Here is a 23804-nt window from a genome sequence, read left to right as displayed (position 1 = left end):
GTCATTGGCTCACGCCAATGCACAGGGCCTTTCGATCCTGTGCCGTGCGGTGAGGTTTTATGATTTTGTCCCCTATATATGGAGTAAACGGTACCGCATTGCACTACATAATGTGTGGGGACAAATTGTGGACTGATCTTCCGAATCAGCGGACAAGCTTGCGTCAAGACATGAAAGGGGCAGAATATTTTTTAAATTTTCTTCCCCCTCCCCATCATGTCCCCAGCGTGCCCCACCGTGCCGTCGCGGCATCATCCTGCGCGCGGGGCTGGACCCATTCACTGCGCCCGTTTGAGAATTCTTCGCGTTTCCAGAAGGGTGCGCTGGTCTTGAGCCAGTCCATCATGAACTCCGTCCCGTCCAGCGCCGCCTTGCGGTGTGCCGCCGCACACAGCACCAGCACGATGGGCATCCCGACCTCCAGCCGGCCCACGCGGTGGATGACGGTGCAGCCGGTCAGGCCGAATCGCGTGCAGGCCGATTCGGCAATCTGCCGCATCATGGATTCGGTCATGCCGGGGTAGTGTTCCAGCTCCAGCGCCACCAGACCGCCGCCCCCGCGGACAATGCCGGTAAACGCGCCCACGCCCCCCACGTCTTCACGCCCGCGCAGCAGCAGCGCGGTTTCATGGGTGACATCGAATGCTTCGGCCTGAACACGGACCGTAACGCAGGACATGATGGCGTCAGCCCCCCGTGACTGGTGGGAAGAAGGCAATTTCGTCATTGGCGGCAACAGGGGCGTCAATCGTGGCGAAACTGTGGTTCACCGCGACACGGATCAGTTCGGGCCTGGCGAATATTTCCCCATACGCTCCGCCACGCGCGCGCAGCCGGTCGATCAGGTCCTGCACGGACCGCACGCCCTGCGGCAGGGGCAGCGTCTCCCCGGGGCAGCCCAGCTGGTCGCGCAGCCATGCGAAATAGAGAATGCGCAGCATTCCGGTTTCATCTCCCTGTGCCACAGCGTCCCCGTGCGGCCTGTCCGCGTCATGGGGCCTGCTGTTCCTGAACCGTGCCGTCAGACGCGACCACGGTGGTGGTGCCATCGCCGTTCGGGACGACAATGGCCGAATCCGATACGCCCTTATGCGTTGCCGAAGGGCCCGAAGACAATGCGGAAACGTGCCCCCCGCCGGCCGGGACGCCATCGGGGTCCGCATCGTTGCCGATCCGCATCTCGCCCCCGGCGGGCAGGTCGACCTCGCGTTCCACAAGTTGCGAACGTGCACCAGCACTGACGCCATCCGCCCCGATCGCAACCAGCACCGACTGGCCCGAGCGCACGACCGGCCAGATATTGCGTTCCTGCGGCATGATGGGCAGCACCTGTGGCGCCTGCCCCGCCACGCGGCGCATGTTCTCGACCTCTGCATGCGGGGTATTGGGCAGGCTGCCGGGCAGTTCCGTATTCCCGGACAGGATATGGCCAAAACCCCCACACCCCGTCAGCCCCACCAGCAATGACAGCACCATTGCGTTGCGCACCGCGTTCTCCCCCTGACCTGTCTGGCACCGGACGGACCAGACGGCCCGCACAGGAGAGAGCAACCACGTCGCGCGTTAATTTTTCATGTAGGTCAGGAAGATAATTTCGTGGCCCCTGTCGTGCCACGGTTGACATGGCGCAGGCCGGTGGAGAGGTAATCCCACCCGGTAATCAGGGTCAGCACGGCGGCGATCCACATCATGACCGCGCCCATCACGTCAACCGGCAACCAGCCTATATGCAGCAGCCCCGCCGTACTGTCCCCCGCCAGCAGGAAGCCGATGGCGGTCATCTGGAATCCGGTTTTCCATTTCGCCAGCCGCGTTACCGGCAGGCCCACCCGCGTCGCCGCAAGGTATTCCCGCAGCCCGCTGACCAGGATTTCACGCGAAAGGATGATGATGGCCGGATACAGGCAGCCATAAGGCAGCCGCCCCAGCCCCGCCAGCACCATGAGCGACGCGCCCACCAGCAGCTTGTCCGCAATGGGGTCGAGCATGCGGCCCAGGTCGGAATTCTGGTTCCATGCCCGCGCCAGCTTGCCATCAAGGTAATCGGTGATGCCCGCCAGTACGAACAGCACGCACGCCGCGCAGTCGGTCTGCGGCGTATGGATGACGACAAGCCCGACAACAATGGGGACCACGACAATGCGGGACAGGGTCAGGAGATTGGGCAGGTCGGTAAGCATGCTGGTACTGCTATAACGAAAGATGGGGAAAAACCGAAATACTGATAACGCCTGTCAGGCAGGTCATATGCTCACATCTGCATGACAGCCGATCACTCCCCTGTCCAGCCGGGATGGAAATATCCGTATATGGCGCGTGCCATGTCGCGATTGATGCCCGGTGCATTTTCCAGTTCCCCCAGGCCGGCCTGCCGCACGCTGCGCGCCGATCCGAAATGGTTGAGCAGCGCGCGCTTGCGTGCAGGCCCAACGCCGGGAATATCGTCCAGTTCCGAACGCACCAGCGTTTTGGACCGCCCGGCGCGATGGGTGGTGATGGCGAAGCGGTGCGCTTCATCACGCAGGCGCTGCAGGTAATACAGCACCGGGTCGCGCGGGGGCAGCTGGAATGGGGGACGGCCCTCGGTATGGAACCATTCGCGCCCTGCATCCCTGTCCGGCCCCTTAGCGATGGCGACCAGCGTCACCCCGGTCACCCCCAGTTCATCCAGCACGCCACGCACCGCCGTGTACTGTCCCGCGCCGCCATCGATCAGAAGGATGTCGGGCCAGTCCTCTGGCCGCATGCCTTCCTCCCGGTCCTTCAGCGCACGGCGGAAGCGACGTTCAAGCACCTCACGCATCATCGCGAAGTCGTCGCCCGGCGTGACCGGTCCCTTGATGGAGAATTTGCGGTAAGCACGCTTGTCAAACCCCTCCGGCCCGCCAACCACCATCACGCCATAGGCGTTCGCCCCCTGGATATGGCTGTTGTCATAGGTTTCGATCCGGCGCGGCGGCGCATCCAGCCCGAACAGGTCGGCCACCCCCTGCAGCAGCCGCGCCTGACCGGCGCTTTCCGCCAGCTTCCGCTCCAGCGCCTCGCGCGCGTTGAGTTCGGCATGTTCGATCACCGCGCGCTTTTCCCCGCGCTGCGGATGCGTGATCTCCACCTTGCGGCCCCGGCGCAGCGTGAGGGCGGATGTCAGGACATCGAGTTCCGGCAGGTCCTGGTTGACCAGCACATGGGTCGGCGGTGGCTTGTCGTCATAAAACTGGCCAATGAAGGCGGCCAGCACGTCGGGCGCGTTCTCGTCGCGCGCATGGCTGGGGAAAAACGCGCGGTTGCCGTTGTTGCGTCCGGCACGGATGAAGAACACCTGAATGCACGACTGCCCCGCGATCTGCCAGATCGCGATGATGTCCGCATCCGTCACGGTGGAGGGATTGATGACGCTGGAATCCTGCTGCAGCGCCGACAGGCCGCGTATGCGGTCACGAATGGCGGCCGCGCGTTCGAACTCCAGCGCCTCGGCCGCTTCTTCCATCTCCCGCCCCAGTTCCTCGCGCATGTGGGGGTTCCGGCCCGCCAGGAAGTCACGTGCCTGACGGGCCAGGTCGGCATAGTCCTCGCGGCTTATGCGGTCGGTACACGGGGCGGAACAGCGGTGGATCTGGTGCAGCAGGCACGGGCGCGTGCGGCCCTGCATCTCGCTGTCGGAACATGACCGCAGCAGGAACGTGCGCTGCAGCAGGTTGAGCGTCTGGTTGACCGACCATGCGGATGCAAACGGCCCCCAGTACGACGCCCCCTTTACCGGCTTGCCGCGATGTTTGCTGATCTGGGGAAAATCATGCTTGTCCGTCAGCATGATCCATGGATAACTTTTATCGTCACGCAGCAGGATGTTGTACCTGGGCTGCATGCGCTTGATGTAGTTGGACTCCAGCAGCAGGGCCTCGGCCTCGGTATGGGTCGTGACGATTTCCATGCTGCGGGTTTCGGACACCATCCGGCGCAGGCGCTCGGTCAGGCGGCCGACATGGGTGTAGGAGGTGACGCGCTTCTTCAGATTCAGCGCCTTGCCGACATACAGCACGTCACCCTTTGGCCCCAGCATGCGGTACACGCCCGGGGACTGCGGCATGGTCTGCAGGGCATGGTGAATCGCCTCCACCCCCACGGGACGGACGGGGGCGGTCGAAATGGCGGTTGTCATGGATGGCAGCCGTTCATCCACCGAAGGTGTGGATAAGTCTGTGGAGCAGCAGCAGAAAAAAACGTGCGGATGGCGGTTTTCCTTTCCTGCACTTGGATTGCCCAAAAAAACATCACTAACGATAACCTATTGTTTTAAAAAGATTATATTCCACGCCCCAAGGGCCGGAAAAAAAATCCCACCCCACATGGACCCCAAAAGGCCCTGTCAACCCCACAGGTGGACAGATTGTGGCATCTCCGTGGTGGAAAACCCGGTTTCCATTTTATGCGGAATATCAGCCGCCTTTTGTAATTCGTTCCTGTTTTTGTCCCCCGCCGCGCAACAGACGGGCAAAAATATTCTTGTCAGCCCGCGCCCGATCGGCAATGCACCCGATATGCGTATTGTGACATGGAATATCAATTCCCTCCGCCTGCGGATGCCCCTGCTGGCCCAGCTATGCCAGGACACATCCCCCGATATCGTCTGCCTGCAGGAAACCAAGGTACCCGACAGCCTGTTCCCGCTTGATGCGGTACGGGCGCTGGGGTTTGACCATGTCGTGTTCCGCGGCATGAAGGGCTATAACGGGGTGGCGATCCTGTCACGCCAGCCCGTAACCGTGCTGGAGGACGCGCCGGACTGGTGCCAGCGTGGGGACTGCCGCCATATCGCCGTGCGCCACGGTACGGGCGCTGACGCGATTGACGTGCATGATTTCTATGTCCCGGCGGGCGGCGATATTCCCGACCCGGTGGAAAATCCCAAATTCGCGCACAAGCTGGCATTCGTGGAAGAAGCCCGCCAGTGGTTTTCCGGCCGGGACATGCGGCGCACCGTGCTGGTGGGCGACCTGAACATCGCCCCGCTGGAACAGGATGTGTGGAGCCATAAGCAGCTGCTGAAGATCGTCAGTCACACACCTGCGGAAACCGAACGCCTGATGGCATGGCAGCAGACCGGCTTTGTCGATGCCATGCGTCATTTCGTGCCCGCGACCGAGAAGCTGTACACGTGGTGGTCCTACCGCAACCGGGACTGGAGCAAATCCAACCGCGGCCGCAGACTGGACCATGTCTGGATCACGCCCGACCTGCAACCCGCCCTGCGCGGCATGCAGGTGCTGCGCGCGGCGCGCGACTGGGACAAGCCATCGGATCACGTACCGGTCATGATCGACCTGGACGCCTGAAAAAAACGGCCCTGAACGCGACCGGGCCGCCCGAAACCGGGCGGCCCGTCAGGATAGCCTGCAATGCGGGCCATCATCCATCAGGCGATGGCGGTCTTGCCCCCTTCGGGGTCAAGGCGGTAGCCGCCCCCTTCCGTCACCAGCAGGGTGGCGTTGGTGGGATCAGGCTCGATCTTCTGGCGCAGGCGGTAAATATGCGTTTCCAGCGTATGCGTGGTGACCGCGGCGTTGTAGCCCCACACCTCGTTCAGCAGCACCTGGCGCGGCACGGGGCGCGTGCCCGCACGGTACAGGAACTTCAGGATCGCGGCCTCTTTTTCCGTCAAGCGGATACGACGATTCTTGGCCGTTTCCTGCAGCAGCTTGGCGGACGGGCGGAAAATGTACGGCCCGATCGCAAAGACCGCGTCCTCGCTGTTTTCAAAAATACGCATCTGCGCGCGCAGCCGGGCCAGAAGCTCGGCAATGCGGAACGGCTTGGCGACGTAATCATTCGCACCGGCGTCAAGGCCGCGCACGACGTCCGTCTCGTCATCGGAACCGGTCAGGATGATGATGGGAATACGCTTTCCCTTGCGGCGCAGGTCGGCGCAGAAATCGCGGCCATCCCCGTCCGGCAGGGAAACATCGAGGATGATCGCATCGAAACGCGCCCCCGGTTTCTGCAGTTTTTCCCAGGCCTCGGCGACGGAGCCGGCCTCGATCGCTTCAAATTCACCATCAATCTGCAGCTGTTCAACGAGCATTTGACGTAACGTCTGATCGTCGTCCGCTATCAGTATGGGACGTGCTCCTGCCATCGAACCCTCTTTATCACTTTAGTCCCGTCCCGTTAGCGGGGCGGTCTCTGTCTTGCTGTTCATGTCCGGCCACACCACCGACAGGCCACCGACCCGACGGCCATAATGCCGTATGCTGCCGGATTAGGCCGGAGTAACATAAATACGACCCGATCCAGAGGAATTCATGATACGCGCTATTTTACAAACGAATACAGGGCTGGATGCACAACTGCATTGCATGCGCGAAATCATCCCCGCCATTATCGGCGCGGGTGGCGTCAAAAACCGCAAAACAGAGGGAGATCACGCCACTCCCTGCGGTATTCTGCCGTTACGGCGCGTATTCTATCGCGCCGACCGGGTGCCATCACCTGTTTGTCATCTGCCCGTGGAACCGCTCTCCCCTCTGGATGGATGGTGTGATGATCCCGATCATCCTGATTATAACCGATATGTGAGCCTGCCCCACCCCGCCCGACATGAACGGCTGTGGCGTGAAGATCACGTTTACGACATCGTGGTGGTCCTTGGTTATAACGACGACCCGGTTCATTCTGGCGCGGGGTCTGCAATCTTCCTTCACCTGCCGCCCGACGGGGGGCGGCCGACGGAAGGCTGCATCGCCCTGCCCGAACCCGTGCTGCGGCGCCTGCTGGCGGCGGGACTGGGGGAAATTGACGTCAGGCCGGTATAGGTTCGGGGGCCGGTGGCACGACTGCGGCCACCGGCGTCGCCGGAGCCACCGCAGGCGGCAGCAGCATGACGATGATGTCGCCCGCCGCCGGTTCCGCCGGAATCGCGTCCTCGGCAGAGAATATCCATATCGCGCTGCCTTTGCGGATGATCATGAACAGCATCCCCGGCCCATCCAGCAGGTCGGCTTCCTCCACATGTTCTTCCATGACATGGCTGCCAAAACGCCAGCCCTTTGCGTACAGGGAATCGATGTAGGAGAAATTCCACCCCGGTTCCCCCAGCACCTTGCCGCGCGAATCCCGGCTCAGCCCATGGTACAGGTCCAGCCGCGCCAGGCCGGGACTGACCTGGAACACACGCTGCCGCCCCAGATCGGGCGCCATGCGCGCGCAGACAAGCCCGTTATAGATCGCGTCCGGTGTGGTGGCGATCAGGTAGTCCGCCGGACGTTCCTCCAGGCTTTCCTGCCCTTCAACCGACAGCAGCTCCGCGCGCAGGATCGGGATGCCGAACCCCGCCGCCTTGTTCAGGGCGGGGGCATAGGTGTCGACCATCAGCACCGGCACGCCACGGTCATGCACGGCGCGGGCCAGGCTGGTGGACCATGCATTGGCCCCCATTATGGCCAGCGCAGGTTCATCCGACAGGGTCAGCCGCAACGCACGCGCCAGCGGGCGGAGGGAAAACCCATGCAGGATCATGGTCGAGGCGATCAGCGCGAACACGGCGGGCGTGATCAGATCCCCCCCGGGATACCCCGCTTCGTGCAGTTGCAGGCCCACGACACCCGCCACCGCTGCAGCCACGATCCCGCGCGGCGCGATCCAGCCCACGAACAGCCGTTCCTGCCATGACATGCTGGCCCCGATCGTGGACAGGAAAATGCCCAGCGGCCGGACCACGAACATGACGGTGAACGTCAGCGCCATGATGGGCAGCGACAGTTCGGTCAGCAGCGCGCGCGGCAGGTCCGCCGTCAGCAGCACGAACAGGCACGACACCACGATCACCCCCAGCGATTCCTTGATGCGCTGCAGTTCCGACATGCCGGTCACATGCAGGTTGGCCAGCGCCATGCCGAACACGGTGGCCGCCATCAGCCCCGCCCCCTGCATAAGCAGGTTGCACACCGCCGCCACCCCCATGGCGAAGGCAAGGATCATGGGAATACGCAGGATTTCGGGCAGCATGTCGCGCGCGGACAGGAACTTGATCAGCACGGCGGGGAAGATGCCGCACGCAATGGCAAACATGGTGGCAAACAGCAGGTGCGGCCCGATTTCCATTGCCGCCAGCGACATGCCCCCCGTATGCAGCGGCCGGATCAGCAGACATTCCAGCACCAGCGTCGCCAGAATGGCTGCAATGGGGTCATTGACAATGGCTTCCCACCGCAGGAAGGCCGCGACCCGTGGCCGCAGCTTGGTATGGCGCAGCAGCGGCAGCACCACCGTCGGCCCCGTAACCACCACGATCGCCCCAAACAGCCATGACGTGCCCCATGGCAGGTGCCCGACATAATGCGCGGCCAGCGACCCCAGCACCCAGTTGATGGGCAGGGCCGCCGCCGTCAGGCGCAGCACGCCCTCGCCCGATTCACGCCACTGGCGGAAATCAAGCGCAAGGCCACCTTCGAACACGATGAAGGCCACGGCCATGGACACAAGCGGATGGAAATATGGCCCGATCGCCGCACCGGGGTGCAGGATGCCCAGCCCCGGCCCGAACAGCAGGCCCAGGGAAAACAGCAGCACGATGGCCGGCAGCTTGAACCGCCATGCCACCCACTGTGCCGCGATCCCGCCGCCCAGCACGCACAGAATTCCAATTGCCAGGTTTGTTGCCTGCATTCCCATGTCCCGCGTTGTTGCATGTGCAAACGCAAACGCCCCTGCCGCGCGCCAGATTTATGTCATGGCCCTGGAATGCGATCGTAGCGTGTCGTTTCGCCTGTTGGATTATATCAGGAATCGCGCTGCATGATGGCAGCAAAAAAACCATCCGTGTGGTGCTGTCGCGGCGTCAGGCACACCTGCCCCCCCTGTGCCAGCCCCGGTGGCAGGTCATCGTGCACCCCATCCGGAGTGACCGGTGAAAAGGCTGGGTTGCGCGCAAGGAAGGCGGTGATCTGATCGCCATTTTCCTCACGCAGGACGGAGCATGTGGCGTAGACCATGCGCCCGCCGGGGCGGACAAGGGCCGCCGCGCGGTCCATGATGTCGGCCTGCTTGGCCGTCAGTTCCAGCAGATCCTGTTCGCGCAGGCGCAGGCGCGCGTCGGGGTTGCGCCGCCATGTGCCCGTGCCGGTGCATGGCGCATCGACCAGCACGCGATCGAAACTGCCGCTGCGCCGGCGCGCCCAGCGGTCGCCCGAAACCAGCAGATGACGCTCGGCATTGTGAACGCCCGCGCGGCGCAGGCGGCGCACCGCGCCCTCCAGCCGGGGTTCGGAAACATCGCATGCCACGATATGGCCGCGATTCTCCATGGTCATGGCCATGCCCAGCGTCTTGCCCGCGGCCCCGGCACAGTAATCCAGCACGCGCATGCCCGGCCGCGCGCCGACGGCAGCCACCACAAGCTGGCTGCCTTCGTCCTGTATCTCCACCATGCCACTGCGGAAGGCCGCGCACGATGTCACTGGCTGACGCCCCGCAAGGCGCAGCCCCCATGGCGACAGCGTGGTCTCCTGCGCCGCGATTCCTTCCGCCTCCAGCGCCGCGCGCGCGGTGGGGCGATCGGATTTCAGCAGGTTGACGCGCAGATCCAGCGTCGCCTCCCCCTCCATCGCGGCGAGTTCGGCCTCCAGCCCCTCGCCAAACGTCCGCTCCAGCCGGGGCAGAAGCCAGTCCGGCACTTCCAGCGCAACGGCGCGCGGCATGTCGGGGTGGGTCATCTCCTTGTCGCGAATCTGGTCGTACAGCCGTCTTTCCGGCCCGGTCAGGCCCAGCGGGGCGTAGCGTTCACCCGTGAACAGGTCATCGGGGTTTTCGCGCCCCAGCGGTTCGACCGCCATCATCGCCAGCGCCAGCAGGCGCGGCGTCGGGTTCATGTCGACACGTTCAATCCACCACTGCAACCGCCGCCAGTGCCGCAGGACCCGCCACACACGCGCCGAAATGGCCCGGCGGTCGCCGCCGCCGATATACCGGCGTTCGCGGAAAAAGGCATTGGCCAGCGCATCGGCAGGCCGCTGCGGCGTCTCCTCCATTGCGGAAAGAAGGTCAATGGCGGCGGAAAGCCGTGCGCTGGGTGTCATGGATTATTGAACCGTTGCTGTCATGAAACCGGCAGGATCAGTCCTGCCGGTAGTTGGGGGCTTCACGTGTGATGGACACGTCATGCACATGGCTTTCACGCAGGCCCGCCCCCGTAATGCGGCGGAAGCGCGCGCGCTGCTGCAGGTCGGCAATGGTGGCCGAACCGGTATAGCCCATGCCCGCGCGCAGCCCGCCCACCAGCTGATGGATGACCGCGCCCATGGCCCCCTTATAGGCCACGCGGCCCTCGATCCCTTCGGGGACCATCTTGTGCGTATCCTTGATGTCCTGCTGGAAATAGCGATCGGCCGACCCGCGGGACATGGCCCCGAGGCTCCCCATGCCGCGATAGGATTTGTAGGTCCGGCCCTGGTACAGGAACACCTCGCCCGGGGCTTCTTCCGTCCCGGCCAGAAGCGAGCCGATCATGACCACGTCGGCCCCGGCCCCGATCGCCTTGACGATATCGCCCGATGTCCGCACGCCGCCGTCGGCAATGGCGGGCACGTCGAGTTCATGACAGGCGGCGGAGGTTTCCATCACGGCGGAAAACTGCGGCACGCCCACGCCGGCAACGACGCGGGTCGTGCAGATCGACCCTGGCCCGATCCCCACCTTCACGCAGTCGGCGCCCGCGCCGATCAGCGCCTGCGCGGCCTCGGGCGTTGCAACATTGCCCGCGATGATCTGGATGTCGTTTTCAATCGCGCGGATCCGCTCAATGCTTTTCAGCACACCGGACGAATGGCCATGCGCGGTGTCGATCACCACCACGTCCACCCCGGCGGCGATCAGTTCGCGCGCACGCGCCACCCCATCATCACCCACGCCGGTGGCCGCCGCACACAGCAGGCGGCCAAGGCTGTCCTTGTTCGCCTGCGGGTACTGCACCGCGCGGTCCATGTCCTTGACGGTAATCAGGCCGATGCAGCGGTCTTCGTCATCAACGACCAGCAGCTTCTCGATACGGTGGCGGTGCAGCAGCTGACGGGCCTGATCACGATCCACACCGTTGCGCACGGTCACCAGGTTTTCTCGCGTCATCAGTTCATAGACCCGCTGCGCCGGATCGGTGGCGAAGCGGACATCGCGGTTGGTCAGGATACCGACCAGGCGGTTTGTCTCGCGCTCGACCACCGGCAGGCCACTGATCCCGTGACGGGACATGGTGGCATTGACTTCCGCCAGGGTCTGGTCGGGATAGACCGTGACGGGATTGACCACCATGCCCGATTCGAAACGCTTTACGCGGCGGACCTGCTCGGCCTGCTGTTCGATCGTGAGATTCTTGTGAATGACGCCAAGGCCGCCATTCTGGGCCATGGCGATGGCCATGCTGTCCTCGGTCACGGTGTCCATGGCTGACGAAATCAGCGGGATATTGAGCGTAATCCTGCGCGTCAGCCGGGTTTTCGTGGATGTCTGCGACGGCAGCACATTCGATTCGTCGGGAACAACCAGCACGTCATCAAAGGCAAGGGCTTCGCGGATGCGGTCCTCAAGCCGGGGAACAGATGTGTTTTTGGGGATGGAAGACATGATGCAGGGGCCTCGTCAGCAGATGGCGGCTTCCCCGCGCCTCGGGTCACCGACCGTTGGCGCTCCCTCTTACGGGGCTGCGTGCCCGCTGGCAAGCCTTACGCGCAGGCCTGATGCGCTTTATTATGCGCTTTATTGCATAAATCTGGCACGGAATGCCGCCTTTGCCATAAAAGGCAGCCCCCGGAAGCCATCATCATTGCCTGTCACGCACCCTTACGCATGCAGGCGCAGGCCATCATACGCGGCCTCGACACCATCGGGCAGGTTGGCCTGCATCCAGCCCCAGTCCATGTCCGGCCCCATATGGGTCAGCACCGTGCGGCGCGGCCTGATGATGTCACGCCATTCCAGCACCCGCGCCAGCCACCCGTGGGAGGAATGGGCATCACGCTGGAAACAGTCCACAACCCATGTATCCACGCCCCGCAGCGTCTCCAGCGCCGTATCATCCATTTCCGCCACGTCGGTGCAGTAGGCCATCGGCCCCACGCGCAGGCCCAGCGTTTCGGTCCTGCCGTGGCACTGCCCGAACACGCTGACCTCCATCCCCGCCATGACCTGCGTGGAGGGAAGAATCACGTGATTGACCTCCAGAATGGGACGGAAGATGTGGGGCGGCGTCCATGGGCGGAAGGCATAGTCAAAGCGGACGCTGATTTCATCCATCACCTGCCGCGTGCCGTAAACCGGCAGCGCGCCGCCGATGATGCGGTTGATGGTCCGCAGTTCATCCAGCCCCGCGATATGGTCGGCATGGGCATGGGTGTACAGCACCGCGTCCACCACGCCGACCCGCTGCGCCAGCAGCTGGTCACGCAGGTCCGGCCCCGTATCCACCAGCAGCACCCGCCCCGGCCCGTCGCTTATGATCACGGATGAGCGCGTGCGACGGTTACGCGGCTCGTTCGGATCGCATTCGCCCCAGTCCCCTGCCCCGTCCGGGCCGCCCAGCATGGGCACGCCAGCCGAACCGGCGCAGCCAAGGATGATCATTTCCATGTGTCAGACCGCCCGGCTGAACAGGCGGCTGAAATTGCGCGTGGTCAGTTCCGCGAACGCGGCATCCTCCACCCCACGCAGTTCCGCCAGCATACGGGCCGTGTAGGCCACGTATCCCGGCTCGTTCCTCTTGCCACGGCGCGGCACCGGGGCAAGGTAGGGGGAATCGGTTTCGACCAGCAGCCGGTCCGCGGGCACGTCCTTCGCCACATCACGCACCGACTGCGCACGGTTGAACGTCGCAATGCCGGAGAAGCTGATATATCCCCCAAGTTCCAGCGCCCCGCGCGCAAGGTCCGGCCCGGATGAGAAGCAGTGGATCAGGAACGGAAACGCCCCGTTACGCGCAGTCTCGTCCCGCAGGATGCCCAGCGTATCGTCATCGGCTTCACGCGTGTGGATCACCAGCGGCAGCCCGGTGCGCCGGGCAGCGTCGATATGCACGCGGAAGCTTTCATGCTGTCTGGGGCGGATGTCGGGCTGGCCATGGAAATAGTCCAGCCCGCTTTCCCCGATCCCCACCACGCGCGGGTCATCGGCCATCGCCACCAGTTCCGCCACGTCGGGCAGCGCTTCCTCATCCACATGGTCGGGATGGGTGCCGATGGTGCACCACACCCGCAGGTCGGGCGTATCCAGCGTGGCCAGCTTCTTCTGCTGGTCCGCGCGTGACAGGCGGGTGCCGATGGTCACCATGCCATCCACCCCGGCTTCACGCGTGCGGGCCAGGATTTCGGGCATTTCCTCATCGGAAAAATGGTCAAGGTGACAGTGGGAGTCGGTCAGTCCCGAACGGGTCATGAAGCCTCCGGTTCGACATAACGGGGGAAAATGCCCTGTGGCGCGGGCAGTTCGCGGCCCGCGGGCAGTGGCGTGTCGAGGGATGCGAAATCCCGCGCGCCCTCTTCCACACCAAGCTGGGTCAGCATTTTATCCATGCTGCCGGGCATGTAGGGCTGCAGCACGGTCGCGATGATGCGCAGCGCATCAGCCAGCACGCGCAGCACGTCGCCCATGCGGGCGGCATCGGTTTTCTTCAGCTTCCACGGGGCCTGATGGTCGATATAGGCGTTGCAGGCGCGGATGACCTTCCACACTTCTTCCAGCGCATCGGTCAGGGCCTGCCGGTCGATCTGGTCATGCATGATCTGCGGCAGCAGGCTGGCGGCGGCCAGCAGCTTCGTGTCCTCGGCCGTGCGGGTGCCCTGCGCCGGCAGCCTGCCGTCACAGTTGCGCGCGATCTGCGACAGGGTGCGCTGGGCCAGGTTGCCAAGGTCGTTGGCCAGTTCGACATTCATGCGCGAGATGATGGCGCGGCGGCTGAGGTCGCTGTCCCCGCCAAAGGGCATTTCGCGCATCAGGAAAAACCGGATCGGGTCGAGGCCGAATTCCGTCACCAAGTCGCGCGGGTCCACCACGTTGCCCAGCGACTTGCTCATCTTCTGGCCTTCGATGGTCCACCACCCGTGCGAGAACACACGCCGGGGCAGCTCCAGCCCCGCCCCCATCAGCAAGGCAGGCCAGTAAATGGCATGGAAACGCAGGATGTCCTTGCCCACCAGATGCAGGTTGGCGGGCCAGAAATCCCAGCGCGAGGCGGTCTCATCGGGATAGCCCACGGCGGACAGGTAGTTGGCCAGCGCATCCACCCACACATACATCACATGCTTCGGGTCGCCCGGCACGGGAATGCCCCAGTTAAAGCTGGTGCGGCTGATGGACAGGTCGCGCAGGCCCTGCTTCACGAAACTTGCCACCTCGTTACGGCGGCTGGCTGGTTCGATGAAGCCGGGGCGGGTTTCATACAGTTCCAGCAGCCTGTCCGCAAAGTCGGACAGCCTGAAGAAATATGACGGCTCCTTCACCCATTCAACGGCAGCACCTGTGGGGGCGACCTTCTTGCCGTCCGGGCCGTCGACCAGTTCTTCCTCGCCATAGAAGCACTCGTCGCGCGTGGCGTACCAGCCTTCATACGCGCCAAGGTAGATGTGGCCGTTTTCCTCCAGCTTCTTCCACAGCGCCTGCGCCCCATCAGCATGGCGCGGTTCGGTAGTGCGGATGAAATCATCGTACGAAATGGCCATTTTATCGTACATGTCACGGAAATCGGCGGCCACCCTGTCGGCAAAGGCAATGGGGGTCATGTCCGCCGCCTGTGCGGCCTGTTCCACCTTCTGCCCGTGTTCGTCCGTGCCGGTCAGGAAAAAGACGTCAAACCCCGCCAGACGCTTGAACCGCGCGATCACGTCGGCCGCGACCGATGTATAGGCGTGGCCAATATGCGGCGCCCCGTTCACGTAATAAATTGGTGTTGTGACGTAGTAGCGCCGTGTCATGTTCCACTCACCCGCGCAAGCGCCGTCAGGACCGCCTGCAGTTTATCCAGATTGAATTGTTCGGTTTCCGCGCGCAGCCGTACCATGTCCTGCCACAGCAGGGCCAGTCGGGCCGGGTGCGGATCCCCCTCGCGCCCCCGCTCCGCGCCGAGGGCGAGATTACGCGTCCTGTCTGATATGGCATCACACAGCAGATCGAAAAAGACGCAAAAGCCATTTTCGCGCCGGACCACCTGTTCGGCAATGTCATATCCGGCCGCGTCGCCCACCGTGCCATCCATCACGGCAGCCACGATATCGGCCAGTTCCGCCGCATTCCCCGCCAGCAGGCCAGCCGCCCGCCCTGGCGCGCCGTGGGCCAGCGGCAGGATACGCGCGACCTGTTCCGCCATGGGGGCGGATGGCATGTCCACCAGCACCGCACGCATGGCCGCGTCATCCAGCGGGGACAGCGCCAGCACCCGGCAGCGGCTGCGGATGGTGGGCAGCAACCGGCCGGGCACCGATGTGGTCAGGATCAGGATCGCGCGTTCTGGCGGTTCCTCAAGGATCTTGAGGATGGCATTGGCCGCCGTGCGGTTCATGTATTCCGCGCCATCGACAATCACGACGCGCCATCCCCCTTCCGCCGCCGTGCGACGCAGGAAGGCCGATATGGGGCGGATGTCATCACCCACGATCTCGCGGCGCGGGCGGTGGCGCTTTTCATCCATGCCACGCGCGACCACCAGCAGGTCGGCATGGGTGCCCGCCGTAACGCGCCGGCCCACAGGGCTGTCATGGTCCTGCGCGCCCAGCAGGGTACGCGCCATCATGAAGGCCATGGTGGCCTTGCCGATCCCCTCTGGCCCGGTCAGCAGCCAGGCATGGTGCAGCCTGCCGGTGCGGATGACCGACAGGAATTCCTGCCACGCCGCGTCATGCCCCAGCAGCCGGCGGCAGGCGCGCGGGTCAGGCATTGGCGACCCGGTTCAGGTACGGGGCCACAATGGCGCGAATGTCGTCCTGCACCGCTACGGTTGCCGCACTGGCGTCAATCCGGCGGCACCGCGTGTCATCCCGCCGGGCAATGGCGTCAAATCCCGCCGCCACCCGGGCGTGAAAGGCGGTGTCCAGTGCCTCATACCGGTCCGTGCGGCCATTGCCGCGCGCGGCCATGCGGGCGGCGGCAATGGCGGGCGACACCTGCAGGACAAGGGTCAGTTCCGGCACGGCCGGAATCAACGCGCGCAGCCGGGCAATCATGTCCAGCAGCGCCGGATCCCCCTGCCCCAGGCCGTATCCCTGATACGCTTCGGTAGAATCGGTAAAGCGGTCGCACACCACCACCTTTCCCGCCGCAAGCGCCGGGGCGATGCGGCGGTCGACATGGTCGGCGCGTGCGGCGAAATGGGCCATGACCTCGGCCCGGGGCGACAGGTCGTGGCCGCCAAACAGCAGGAAGTCCCGCAGGGCCTCTGCCCCCGGCGTGCCGCCCGGCTCCCGCGTCAGGTCCACATCCAGCCCCAGCGCGCGCAGGTGATCGGCCAGCAGCCGGGCCTGCGTGGACTTGCCCGCCCCCTCGCCGCCTTCAAACGTAATGAACAGACCGGACATGGCCTATCCGTGGCCCAGCTTGCGACCCAGTACCGCCGTCGCACGGCCCATAAGCCCCAGCCTGGGCACCGCAGCCCCCGCGACCAGCGGGACCCGGATTTCGGCAAGGCCCGTATTGGCAATGACTAGTTCACCAAGCTGCTGTCCCGCCGTGACGGGGGCCGGCACCGGGCTGCGGTAATCCATGCTGACATGCACCCGGTTCTGCCAGCCATGGGGCAGCGTAAGGGTCACGTCACGGGTGGCGATCACCGGCACGGTCGGGGACTGTCCCAGCCAGACCGGAATGTTGTCCACCACCGCACCATTATGAATCAGGGTCGCGTTTTCAAAATTGACGAACGACCATTCAAACAGCCGCTCGCCTTCATTGGCGCGGGCATTGCTGCTGGGCAGGCCATTAATGGCCATGACCACCCGGTTACCGCTGCGTTCGGCACTGGCGCACAGGCCGAAGCCACCGGCATCGGTATGGCCGGTCTTCAGTCCGTCAGCGACACCCCTGACCACAAGCGCGTTGCGGTTTTCCTGCGATATCTTGTTAAAGGTAAAGCTTTTTTCCGAAAAGAAATGATAATATTCAGGAAAGTCGTGGATCAGGTGCATGGCAATGGTCGCCACATCGCGTGCCGACATGTAATGCCCATCCATCGGCCAGCCCGTGGCATTCAGGAAATGGCTGTTGGTCATGCCCAGCTGCGCAGCCTGCGCGTTCATCATACCGACAAACTGGTCTTCCGACCCGGCAATGCCTTCAGCCAGCACGATACAGGCATCGTTGCCCGACTGGATCACCATACCCTGTATCAGGTCGGACACCGCAACCGACCCGCGCAGCGGTACGAACATTTTCGACCCCTGCATACGCCACGCCTTTTCACTGACCGGCAGCATCTGCTCCAGCGTCAGCCTGCCCGCACGCAGCATGCTGAACACGACATAGGCCGTCATCATCTTGGTCAGCGAGGACGGCGGCATGCGTTCATCCGCCGCCTTTTCCAGTATGACCGCGCCCGTAGTGTAATCGACGATGCACGCCCACCGCGCGATGGTGTCGATCGGCCCGATCAGGCTGTTGGCCGGCGAGGACGGGATTACGGGCGCCGGTGCGGCCGCCGCGGTGGCTGCGGGATGGCGGCGGCGGCTGGCGGCCCATGCCGGGGTGGATACAAGAAGACTGGTGGCGCCAGCCAGAAGGAAACGTCGGGTGTGCATTGTATCCTTGGTCCGGTAGGTACCGGCCGGGCGCGCGGCCACGGCCGGGGTGACAGGGTGCGTCACGCGATTTCGTTCCCCAGCAGGCCAACGGCCAGCGCATAGAAATCAGATGGATTATAGCGACGGATCGCGGCGAAATTACGATAGACCATGAAGGCCTCGCCCCCCGGCCCGTCGGGCCGCAGCACGGCGCCGGTATCGGCGGGACGGTCAAAGGGTGCGCCCCCCATCTGGCGCACGCCCATGGCCATCCATTCCGCCAGCGTGCGCGTCTGGGTACGGCCCAGCATGGACTGCGCCACGCTATCGGGCACGATCACCTGCTGGCCCCAGCTTTCGCCCCCCACCCAGCCTGACCCGGCAAGATAGTTGGCGATGGAGCCGAATATGTCCGGCACGGAATGCCAGATGTCACGCCGTCCGTCACCATCGATGTCAACGGCGTATTTCAGGTAGGCCGACGGCATGAACTGCGGCTGTCCCATCGCCCCGGCATAACTGCCGGTCATGAGGTCAGGGGTAATGTCGCCTGCATTAAGGATCGACAGGGCGTGGAACAGTTCGTCATGGAAGAATTTCGCGCGCCGTCCCTCGAACGCCAGGGTGCACAGCGCATCCACCACCGCGAATTTGCCGGTCAGCGCGCCATAGGCCGATTCCAGCCCCCATATGCCCATCACCGCGCCCGGGGCCACGTCGTACCGGGTCAGGACCTGCTGTTCCAGAATCGTGCGCTGCTGCGCGAAGGCGGCGCGGCCATCCGCAATCTTGCGCTGCGTCACCACACGGTCGCGGTACTGCGCCCATGTCAGGTGGAATTCAGGCTGGGTGCGGTCACGCTGTATGACCTGCGGGTTGGGCGCGGACAGATCCAGCGCCCGCTTCACGGCATCCGCCGTCAGCCCCTGGCGAATCGCATCACGCCGCACGGTGGCGAGAAACGTGGCGTAATCACCCGTTCCGCCGCCCGTAGTGGGCGTGGCCGGCGCATGGTGGTGCGCCGCACGCGCGGGCAGCAGCCATGAGGCACCGGCCCCGGCAATCGAGGCGGCGGCGGCATGGAGAAGGCGGCGACGTACAAGCATACCGATGCTGTGCCACGGCCTTGCGCCCGTTTCAATGTCTGACTTGCATCCACGCCCGGCGGCCATGGCCATGAGACACCCTGCGATACAATTTCGCGTTTGTGACGACAGGCGAAGCATGTCACAAGAACGCCCACCGCTATTTCCCGTTGGTCGGTTCATGACCAATGTTTTCCCCTGCCCGCATGCCGGGCCGACTGAAGGGCTTGTGCTTGCGTAGTTACGGTTTTCCTTTCCCGCATGATCGGGACGCGCTGGAACTGTCCGCATGCCAACGCTGACCGCCTACCTCATGGCGGCCGGGGCGTCGCCCGTCATGCAGGCGCTGGCCATCATCATCGGCACGTTCATACTGGAAGACGCCGCGACCATCATGACCGCCATGCAGGTGCGCACAGGACATGTCGATGTCATGGTCGCCCTTGTGGCGCTGTATATCGGCATCGTCGTGGGGGACATGGGGCTGTACGGCATGGGCAGGCTGGCGGCGCTGTGGCCCCCCGCCCGGCGGTGGATCACCCTGCCCGGTGGCGCGCAGGAAGGGCAGTGGTTCGACCGCAACGTATTCCGTATCGTGTTCATCAGCCGCTTCGTGCCCGGCGCGCGCTTGCCGCTTTACACCGCGTGTGGTTTCTTCCGCGCGCGGTTCGGGCTGTTCTGTATCGCGGCGGTACTGGCGACCCTGATATGGACCTCCATGCTGTTCCTTGTCTCGCTGCAGGTGGGGCAGTTCCTGATCGATCATCTGGGAACGTGGAAATGGGCGGGCATGGCCGGTTTCGTCCTGACCATTTTCCTGATCAGCCGCATGATCGCACGTTTGCAAAGTAATGAGACCCGATGACCGACGTAACCACAGCCATTGACAGCAGGTCAGCCAAGCAGGCCGGGGGGCCGACGGTTTCCTCGTTTGAATTCTGGCCGGGATGGATCTTCTACACGCCCATCGTGCTGTACTGGATCATACTGGGGCTGTGGCACCGTGATTTCAGCCTGCCCACTGCCGCCAACCCGCGTATCGAGACCGGCGGCCTGTGCGGGGAAAGCAAGAGCTCGATCCTGGACATGGCGGGGGACGAGGCCCGCAGATGGATCGCCCCCTATGCCGTGCTGACCACGGGGCACGACGACCTGCCGCGCGCGCTGGCGGCGATGAAGGGGGCGGGCCTGTCCTTTCCCGTCGTGCTCAAGCCCGACATCGGGTGCAATGGTACCGGCGTGCGGATCATGCGCGACGAGGACAGCCTGCGCGCGGGGCTGGCCGCGTTCGGGCGCGGCGTGCCGGTCATGCTGCAGCACCTGATCCCGTACGGGCACGAGGTCGGGCTGTTCTACATCCGCCACCCCGACGAGGCGGAAGGCCGCATCACCTCCCTGACCTACAAGGAAGTGCCGTGCCTGACGGGGGATGGCACCTCCACGGTGGAGGAACTGGTCCACGCCGATGCCCGCACCCGCCTTGTCCCACACATCTACCTGCCCCGGCTGAAGGCGCGGCTGCATGAAGTGCCGCCAGCGGGCCAGTCGCTGCCGCTGGTCTTCGCGGGCAATCACTGCAAGGGCTCTATCTTCCACGACCGCGCGGTGGACATTACCCCCGAACTGAGCGCGCGGGTGAACGCCATCATGCGCGATATTCCCGATTTCCATTTCGGCCGGATCGACGCCAAGGCCCGCAGCCTGGCCAGCCTGCGCAAGGGCGAGGATTTCCAGATCATCGAAATCAACGGCGTCGGCTCCGAAGCCACCCATATCTGGGACGCACGCACCACCCTGCGCGATGCCTACACCACGCAGTTCATGCATTACCGCGAGACCTTCCGCATCGGCGCGAAAAAGCGGCGCGAGGGATGGAAAAGCAGCGGGGCCATGGCCATGCTGCGCGCGTGGCTGCGCCAGCGCAGGCTTATGGCGTCCTACCCGCTGAATGACTGAACGGGACGGAGGCGCCCGCCATCAGTTGGCGGGCAGGCCGCCGTTGCCGAAGATGTAATTGCTGACCTGCTGTTCCAGGCTGAGCGGCTCACGCGTATTTGTAATGACCGCGCCGGGCTTCAGCCGGTCCGCCGACTGCCCCGGCTGCACCAGCAGGGCGGTGTCCGCCGTCAGCGTCGGGCTACCTATCGAAAGGGTTGTGTCTTCCGGCAGCGGCAATGTACGGTCCACCGTGAAGCCGACATTGGCCATGTAGGTTGTCGGGTCCAGCGCGATGGAGGTCACGCGCCCCACGGGCACGCCATCCATGTCCACATCGGCCCCGACCGCCAGCCCGTTTGCGGAAATGAAGCGCGCGGTGACAGGATAACGGTCCTGTGATCCACCACTTTGCGATGCCCGGGCGTAGATACAGAACCCTCCCGCAACCAGAAGGACAAGCCCGCTGGATATGATCGCGCCACTTCTCTGCCTTGCCATGATGGCTCCCCGCCCGATACGGCCACGCGCCATCCCGAAATCCGCCGCAATGCCGGGCAATGTGGGACCGGCGCTACGCCTTGCCTTCTCTTTTCATCCTACTGCGTCATGGACGGGGGGACAATGACACTCATCCAAGCTATTATCATTGCAATCATTCAGGGTTCCACAGAACAGTTTCCCATAAGCAGCCTGGGGCACGCGGCCATCGTGCCCGCCATCCTGCACTGGCCGCTCGACCTGCATGGGGAAATGTTCCTGCCCCTGCTGGTCATGCTGCATCTGGGCACATGCATTGCACTTCTGGTTTTCTTCTGGCGCGACTGGGTGGCGCTGTTCACAGGGGCTGCCGGACGTCATGGCGTCACCATACAGATGGACAGCATCCGCATACTTGCGCTGCTGATCGTGGCCACCATTCCCGCCGTGCTGATTGGCGGACTGTTTGAACACGCCATCCGCAGCCTGTTCGGCACGGCGCGGTACGCGGCGGTGTTCCTGACGCTGAACGGTGTCATGCTGCTACTGGTGGACCGGATGCGCGCCGGCCTGCTGCCCGCCAGCAACCGCTCCCTTGCCTCGCTGGGGTTTGGGGAAGCGCTGGTGATCGGACTGTTCCAGTGCCTGGCGTTCTTCCCCGGCCTGTCGCGTTCGGGGGCATGTATCGTGGGGGGGCTGCTGCGCGGGCTGTCACATGAGAATTCGGCGCGGTTCGCCTTCCTCATGGCGCAGCCGGTCATCCTGGCCGCCACCGTGCTGGAGGCGCTGAAGCTGCGCCATGCGCCCCCCCAGCCCGAACAGATGCACATGGCCATCATCGCCTCCATTGTGGCGGCGGTCGTGGCGCTGGTGTGCACCGGCATCCTCATGCGGTATTTCCGCGACCATGAGGACTGGGCCCTGCGTCCGTTCGGCTGGTACTGCATCGTGGCCGGTGTGGCCGCGTTTGCTTACCTGTCTTTCTGACAGGCAGCATCAGGACAGGTCACCGAGACAGGTTTCCAGGGTGCCGCCTTTTTGTCAGAAAGGGCGGTTCCCGGAAGCTGTCTGAACGCGCATCACCAGAAACGTCTTCATTACCGACCTGATGGTTCGGGGGCGGCGCGCTCAGCCGTGGCCCTGCCCGCCGTCACTCGATCCCATGCCGCCCCCGCCCGCGCCGTTACGCGGCCCCAAATAGGCGCCGGGCGGCGGACGCCTGATGGGCGGCGACAGCATGCCCGGATCCCCCATTACATCCAGCCCGGAAGCCGAGGCCACGTGCGATATGCGCTCACGCGGCAGGGCCTCGGGACATTCATCGCGCAGGAAGGCCAGTATCTGCTCGCGGATTTCGCACCGCAGGTCCCAGCTCTGCATGGCCGAGCGTGCGCTGGCGATCACGCGGATCGTCATGACCTGCGCATTGCAGTCCGCCACCTGCACCGCGAATTCCTTGCCATCCCACAACGGGGCGGAATGCACGATTTCGCGCAGGCGTTCGCGAATGCGGTCCATGGGCGCGTTGAAATCCACATACAGGAATACAACCCCGATCAGCGCGGCGGAATTATGCGTCCAGTTCTGGAACGTGTTTTCAAGAAAATAGGAAATCGGCACGATATGCCGCCGCCAGTCCCACACCCGCAGCACGACATAGGTGGAGGTGATTTCCTCCACCCATGCCCAGTCGCCATTGATGATGATGAGGTCTTCCATGCGGATGGGCTGCGTCATGGCGATCTGCATGCCCGCAAACAGGTTGGTCAGTAGCGGACGGGCCGCAAGACCGACAACCAGTGACGCAGCCCCCGCCGAGGCGAACAGACTGAGGCCATACTGCCGCACCGGTTCGAACGTCATCAGCGCCGCACCTATGGTCAGCAGCCCGATCAGCAGGTCCGTCGTGCGCCGCAGCACACGCACCTGCGTCATGTGGGTACGCAGCAGGATGTCGTCCTTGTCGTCCTTGCCATTGATCCGCTTGAGGTAAGCATCGGACAGGATGCGGGTGGCGACCACCGCCGCGTATCCCAGCATCAGCACGAACAGCACAACCAGCGTATGCGTGGTGGCCTGCATGATGTCATAGGGCAGGCCCGACACCGGCAGCGCCGTGCCCACAAACACGATCACCAGCATGATACGCACGGGGCGCTGCATGGCCATGGTGAACGACCGCACGAAGGCCCCGCGCTTCTGTCCCGGTATGCGCAGGATCAGCTTCGTGATGAACCGGCTGAACATCTCCGCCACCAGTCCCGCCACGCACAGCATGAGTATGGAGGACAGCAGTCCCGGCAGCCACCCGAAGAGGTGCCGGATCTTGGTCAGGAGTGCCAGGAATTCTGTTTTCACGAAGGATGCGCAGCCTTTTCCGGTTGTTTGCGGGGTATGTGTGGATCATCACTAGTACCCCCTGTTGGGGGGATGTGACAAATCGGGACGGTTTTTGCGTCTTTTCAGTCCTGTTTTCAAAACACGGGTTGACTTGCCCCATCAGCGCGGGTATTTCGCACTCATCCTAACGCGATGGCGGTGTAGCTCAGCGGTAGAGCAGGGG

General features: G+C 64.0%; 23 protein-coding genes. 5 read left to right on the top strand and 18 right to left on the bottom strand.

The features are described 5' to 3' along the window. Nucleotides 1-214: 214 nt before the first annotated feature. From HNO79_RS13955 to uvrC, 5 genes are all read right to left on the bottom strand, one after another. Nucleotides 215-679 carry a molybdenum cofactor biosynthesis protein MoaE gene (locus tag HNO79_RS13955; protein ID WP_010514025.1) on the bottom strand — a complete coding sequence of 155 codons (465 nt, stop codon included), beginning with the start codon at nucleotides 677-679 and terminating at the stop codon, nucleotides 215-217. A 7-nt stretch (nucleotides 680-686) separates the two neighbouring features. Beyond that, nucleotides 687-941: a molybdopterin converting factor subunit 1 gene (gene moaD, locus HNO79_RS13950; RefSeq protein ID WP_010514026.1), complete on the bottom strand. Its 255-nt coding sequence runs from the start codon at nucleotides 939-941 to the stop codon at nucleotides 687-689. A gap of 49 nt (nucleotides 942-990) precedes the next feature. After that, nucleotides 991-1488 (bottom strand): hypothetical protein, encoded by a 498-nt coding sequence (locus tag HNO79_RS13945; RefSeq protein WP_232275652.1) that lies wholly within the window; start codon nucleotides 1486-1488, stop codon nucleotides 991-993. Between the two features lie 92 nt (nucleotides 1489-1580). Further along, on the bottom strand, nucleotides 1581-2180 hold the full coding sequence (gene pgsA / locus HNO79_RS13940) for a CDP-diacylglycerol--glycerol-3-phosphate 3-phosphatidyltransferase (protein ID WP_010514028.1): 600 nt from the start codon (nucleotides 2178-2180) through the stop codon (nucleotides 1581-1583). Nucleotides 2181-2272: 92 nt separating this feature from the next. Then, on the bottom strand, nucleotides 2273-4159 hold the full coding sequence (gene uvrC / locus HNO79_RS13935) for an excinuclease ABC subunit UvrC (RefSeq protein ID WP_214164732.1): 1887 nt from the start codon (nucleotides 4157-4159) through the stop codon (nucleotides 2273-2275). A 379-nt stretch (nucleotides 4160-4538) separates the two neighbouring features. Here uvrC and HNO79_RS13930 point away from each other — a divergent pair, with 379 nt between their 5' ends. Then, nucleotides 4539-5333, top strand: a complete 795-nt coding sequence (locus tag HNO79_RS13930) for an exodeoxyribonuclease III (protein WP_029329403.1) — start codon at nucleotides 4539-4541, stop codon at nucleotides 5331-5333. Between the two features lie 80 nt (nucleotides 5334-5413). Here HNO79_RS13930 and HNO79_RS13925 read toward each other — a convergent pair whose 3' ends face one another. Further along, on the bottom strand, nucleotides 5414-6133 hold the full coding sequence (locus HNO79_RS13925) for a response regulator transcription factor (RefSeq protein ID WP_026018684.1): 720 nt from the start codon (nucleotides 6131-6133) through the stop codon (nucleotides 5414-5416). A 220-nt stretch (nucleotides 6134-6353) separates the two neighbouring features. On the opposite strand from HNO79_RS13925, the gene HNO79_RS13920 reads away from it, so the two are divergent. Further along, on the top strand, nucleotides 6354-6809 hold the full coding sequence (locus tag HNO79_RS13920) for a L,D-transpeptidase family protein (RefSeq protein ID WP_010514031.1): 456 nt from the start codon (nucleotides 6354-6356) through the stop codon (nucleotides 6807-6809). Here the strand turns inward: HNO79_RS13920 and HNO79_RS13915 are convergent. From HNO79_RS13915 to HNO79_RS13870, 10 genes are all read right to left on the bottom strand, one after another. Continuing rightward, a complete protein-coding gene (locus HNO79_RS13915; protein ID WP_214164733.1) occupies nucleotides 6796-8661 on the bottom strand; it encodes a cation:proton antiporter in 1866 nt (621 codons plus the stop codon). The two genes, HNO79_RS13920 and HNO79_RS13915, sit on opposite strands and share 14 nt — an antisense overlap. A 113-nt stretch (nucleotides 8662-8774) precedes the next feature. Then, the gene (locus HNO79_RS13910) at nucleotides 8775-10070 is read right to left on the bottom strand and encodes an RsmB/NOP family class I SAM-dependent RNA methyltransferase (RefSeq protein ID WP_214164734.1); all 1296 of its coding nucleotides are present in this window, start codon (nucleotides 10068-10070) and stop codon (nucleotides 8775-8777) included. 37 nt (nucleotides 10071-10107) lie between these two features. Continuing rightward, nucleotides 10108-11610, bottom strand: a complete 1503-nt coding sequence (gene guaB / locus HNO79_RS13905; RefSeq protein ID WP_214164735.1) for an IMP dehydrogenase — start codon at nucleotides 11608-11610, stop codon at nucleotides 10108-10110. Between the two features lie 216 nt (nucleotides 11611-11826). Beyond that, complete coding sequence (locus HNO79_RS13900; protein WP_048856678.1) at nucleotides 11827-12612, bottom strand: MBL fold metallo-hydrolase; 786 nt, start codon at nucleotides 12610-12612, stop codon at nucleotides 11827-11829. Nucleotides 12613-12615: 3 nt separating this feature from the next. Continuing rightward, complete coding sequence (locus tag HNO79_RS13895) at nucleotides 12616-13413, bottom strand: TatD family hydrolase (RefSeq protein WP_214164736.1); 798 nt, start codon at nucleotides 13411-13413, stop codon at nucleotides 12616-12618. Beyond that, nucleotides 13410-14948 (bottom strand): methionine--tRNA ligase, encoded by a 1539-nt coding sequence (gene metG / locus HNO79_RS13890; protein ID WP_214164737.1) that lies wholly within the window; start codon nucleotides 14946-14948, stop codon nucleotides 13410-13412. Before metG ends, HNO79_RS13895 begins: the two co-directional genes overlap by 4 nt. After that, nucleotides 14945-15907 carry a DNA polymerase III subunit delta' gene (locus tag HNO79_RS13885; RefSeq protein ID WP_214164738.1) on the bottom strand — a complete coding sequence of 321 codons (963 nt, stop codon included), beginning with the start codon at nucleotides 15905-15907 and terminating at the stop codon, nucleotides 14945-14947. The genes metG and HNO79_RS13885 overlap by 4 nt, the downstream gene beginning before the upstream one ends. Next, nucleotides 15900-16544 carry a dTMP kinase gene (tmk, locus tag HNO79_RS13880; RefSeq protein ID WP_214164739.1) on the bottom strand — a complete coding sequence of 215 codons (645 nt, stop codon included), beginning with the start codon at nucleotides 16542-16544 and terminating at the stop codon, nucleotides 15900-15902. The genes HNO79_RS13885 and tmk overlap by 8 nt, the downstream gene beginning before the upstream one ends. 3 nt (nucleotides 16545-16547) lie before the next feature. Then, nucleotides 16548-17825 (bottom strand): D-alanyl-D-alanine carboxypeptidase family protein, encoded by a 1278-nt coding sequence (locus HNO79_RS13875; protein ID WP_214164740.1) that lies wholly within the window; start codon nucleotides 17823-17825, stop codon nucleotides 16548-16550. After that, nucleotides 17822-18847, bottom strand: coding sequence for a lytic murein transglycosylase (locus HNO79_RS13870; RefSeq protein WP_244987554.1), 1026 nt, complete (start codon nucleotides 18845-18847; stop codon nucleotides 17822-17824). Before HNO79_RS13870 ends, HNO79_RS13875 begins: the two co-directional genes overlap by 4 nt. 268 nt (nucleotides 18848-19115) lie before the next feature. Between HNO79_RS13870 and HNO79_RS13865 the strand changes: the two genes are divergently transcribed. Then, on the top strand, nucleotides 19116-19691 hold the full coding sequence (locus HNO79_RS13865) for a DedA family protein (RefSeq protein ID WP_010514042.1): 576 nt from the start codon (nucleotides 19116-19118) through the stop codon (nucleotides 19689-19691). Continuing rightward, the gene (locus HNO79_RS13860; RefSeq protein ID WP_200409454.1) at nucleotides 19688-20782 is read left to right on the top strand and encodes a D-alanine--D-alanine ligase; all 1095 of its coding nucleotides are present in this window, start codon (nucleotides 19688-19690) and stop codon (nucleotides 20780-20782) included. Before HNO79_RS13865 ends, HNO79_RS13860 begins: the two co-directional genes overlap by 4 nt. A gap of 21 nt (nucleotides 20783-20803) precedes the next feature. Here the strand turns inward: HNO79_RS13860 and HNO79_RS13855 are convergent, their stop codons facing one another. Beyond that, the gene (locus HNO79_RS13855) at nucleotides 20804-21262 is read right to left on the bottom strand and encodes an MlaD family protein (RefSeq protein WP_042658820.1); all 459 of its coding nucleotides are present in this window, start codon (nucleotides 21260-21262) and stop codon (nucleotides 20804-20806) included. A 123-nt stretch (nucleotides 21263-21385) separates the two neighbouring features. Between HNO79_RS13855 and HNO79_RS13850 the strand changes: the two genes are divergently transcribed. Beyond that, on the top strand, nucleotides 21386-22228 hold the full coding sequence (locus HNO79_RS13850; protein ID WP_010514046.1) for an undecaprenyl-diphosphate phosphatase: 843 nt from the start codon (nucleotides 21386-21388) through the stop codon (nucleotides 22226-22228). Nucleotides 22229-22369: 141 nt separating this feature from the next. On the opposite strand, the gene HNO79_RS13845 is transcribed toward HNO79_RS13850, so the two are convergent. Then, complete coding sequence (locus HNO79_RS13845; RefSeq protein WP_010514047.1) at nucleotides 22370-23599, bottom strand: mechanosensitive ion channel family protein; 1230 nt, start codon at nucleotides 23597-23599, stop codon at nucleotides 22370-22372. Nucleotides 23600-23804 lie beyond the last annotated feature (205 nt).

The organism is Komagataeibacter oboediens (assembly GCF_018491655.1).
Lineage (GTDB): Bacteria > Pseudomonadota > Alphaproteobacteria > Acetobacterales > Acetobacteraceae > Komagataeibacter > Komagataeibacter oboediens.
The sequence above is the reverse complement of the archived record's forward strand: the minus strand, read 5'-3'. Positions and strand labels throughout refer to the sequence as shown.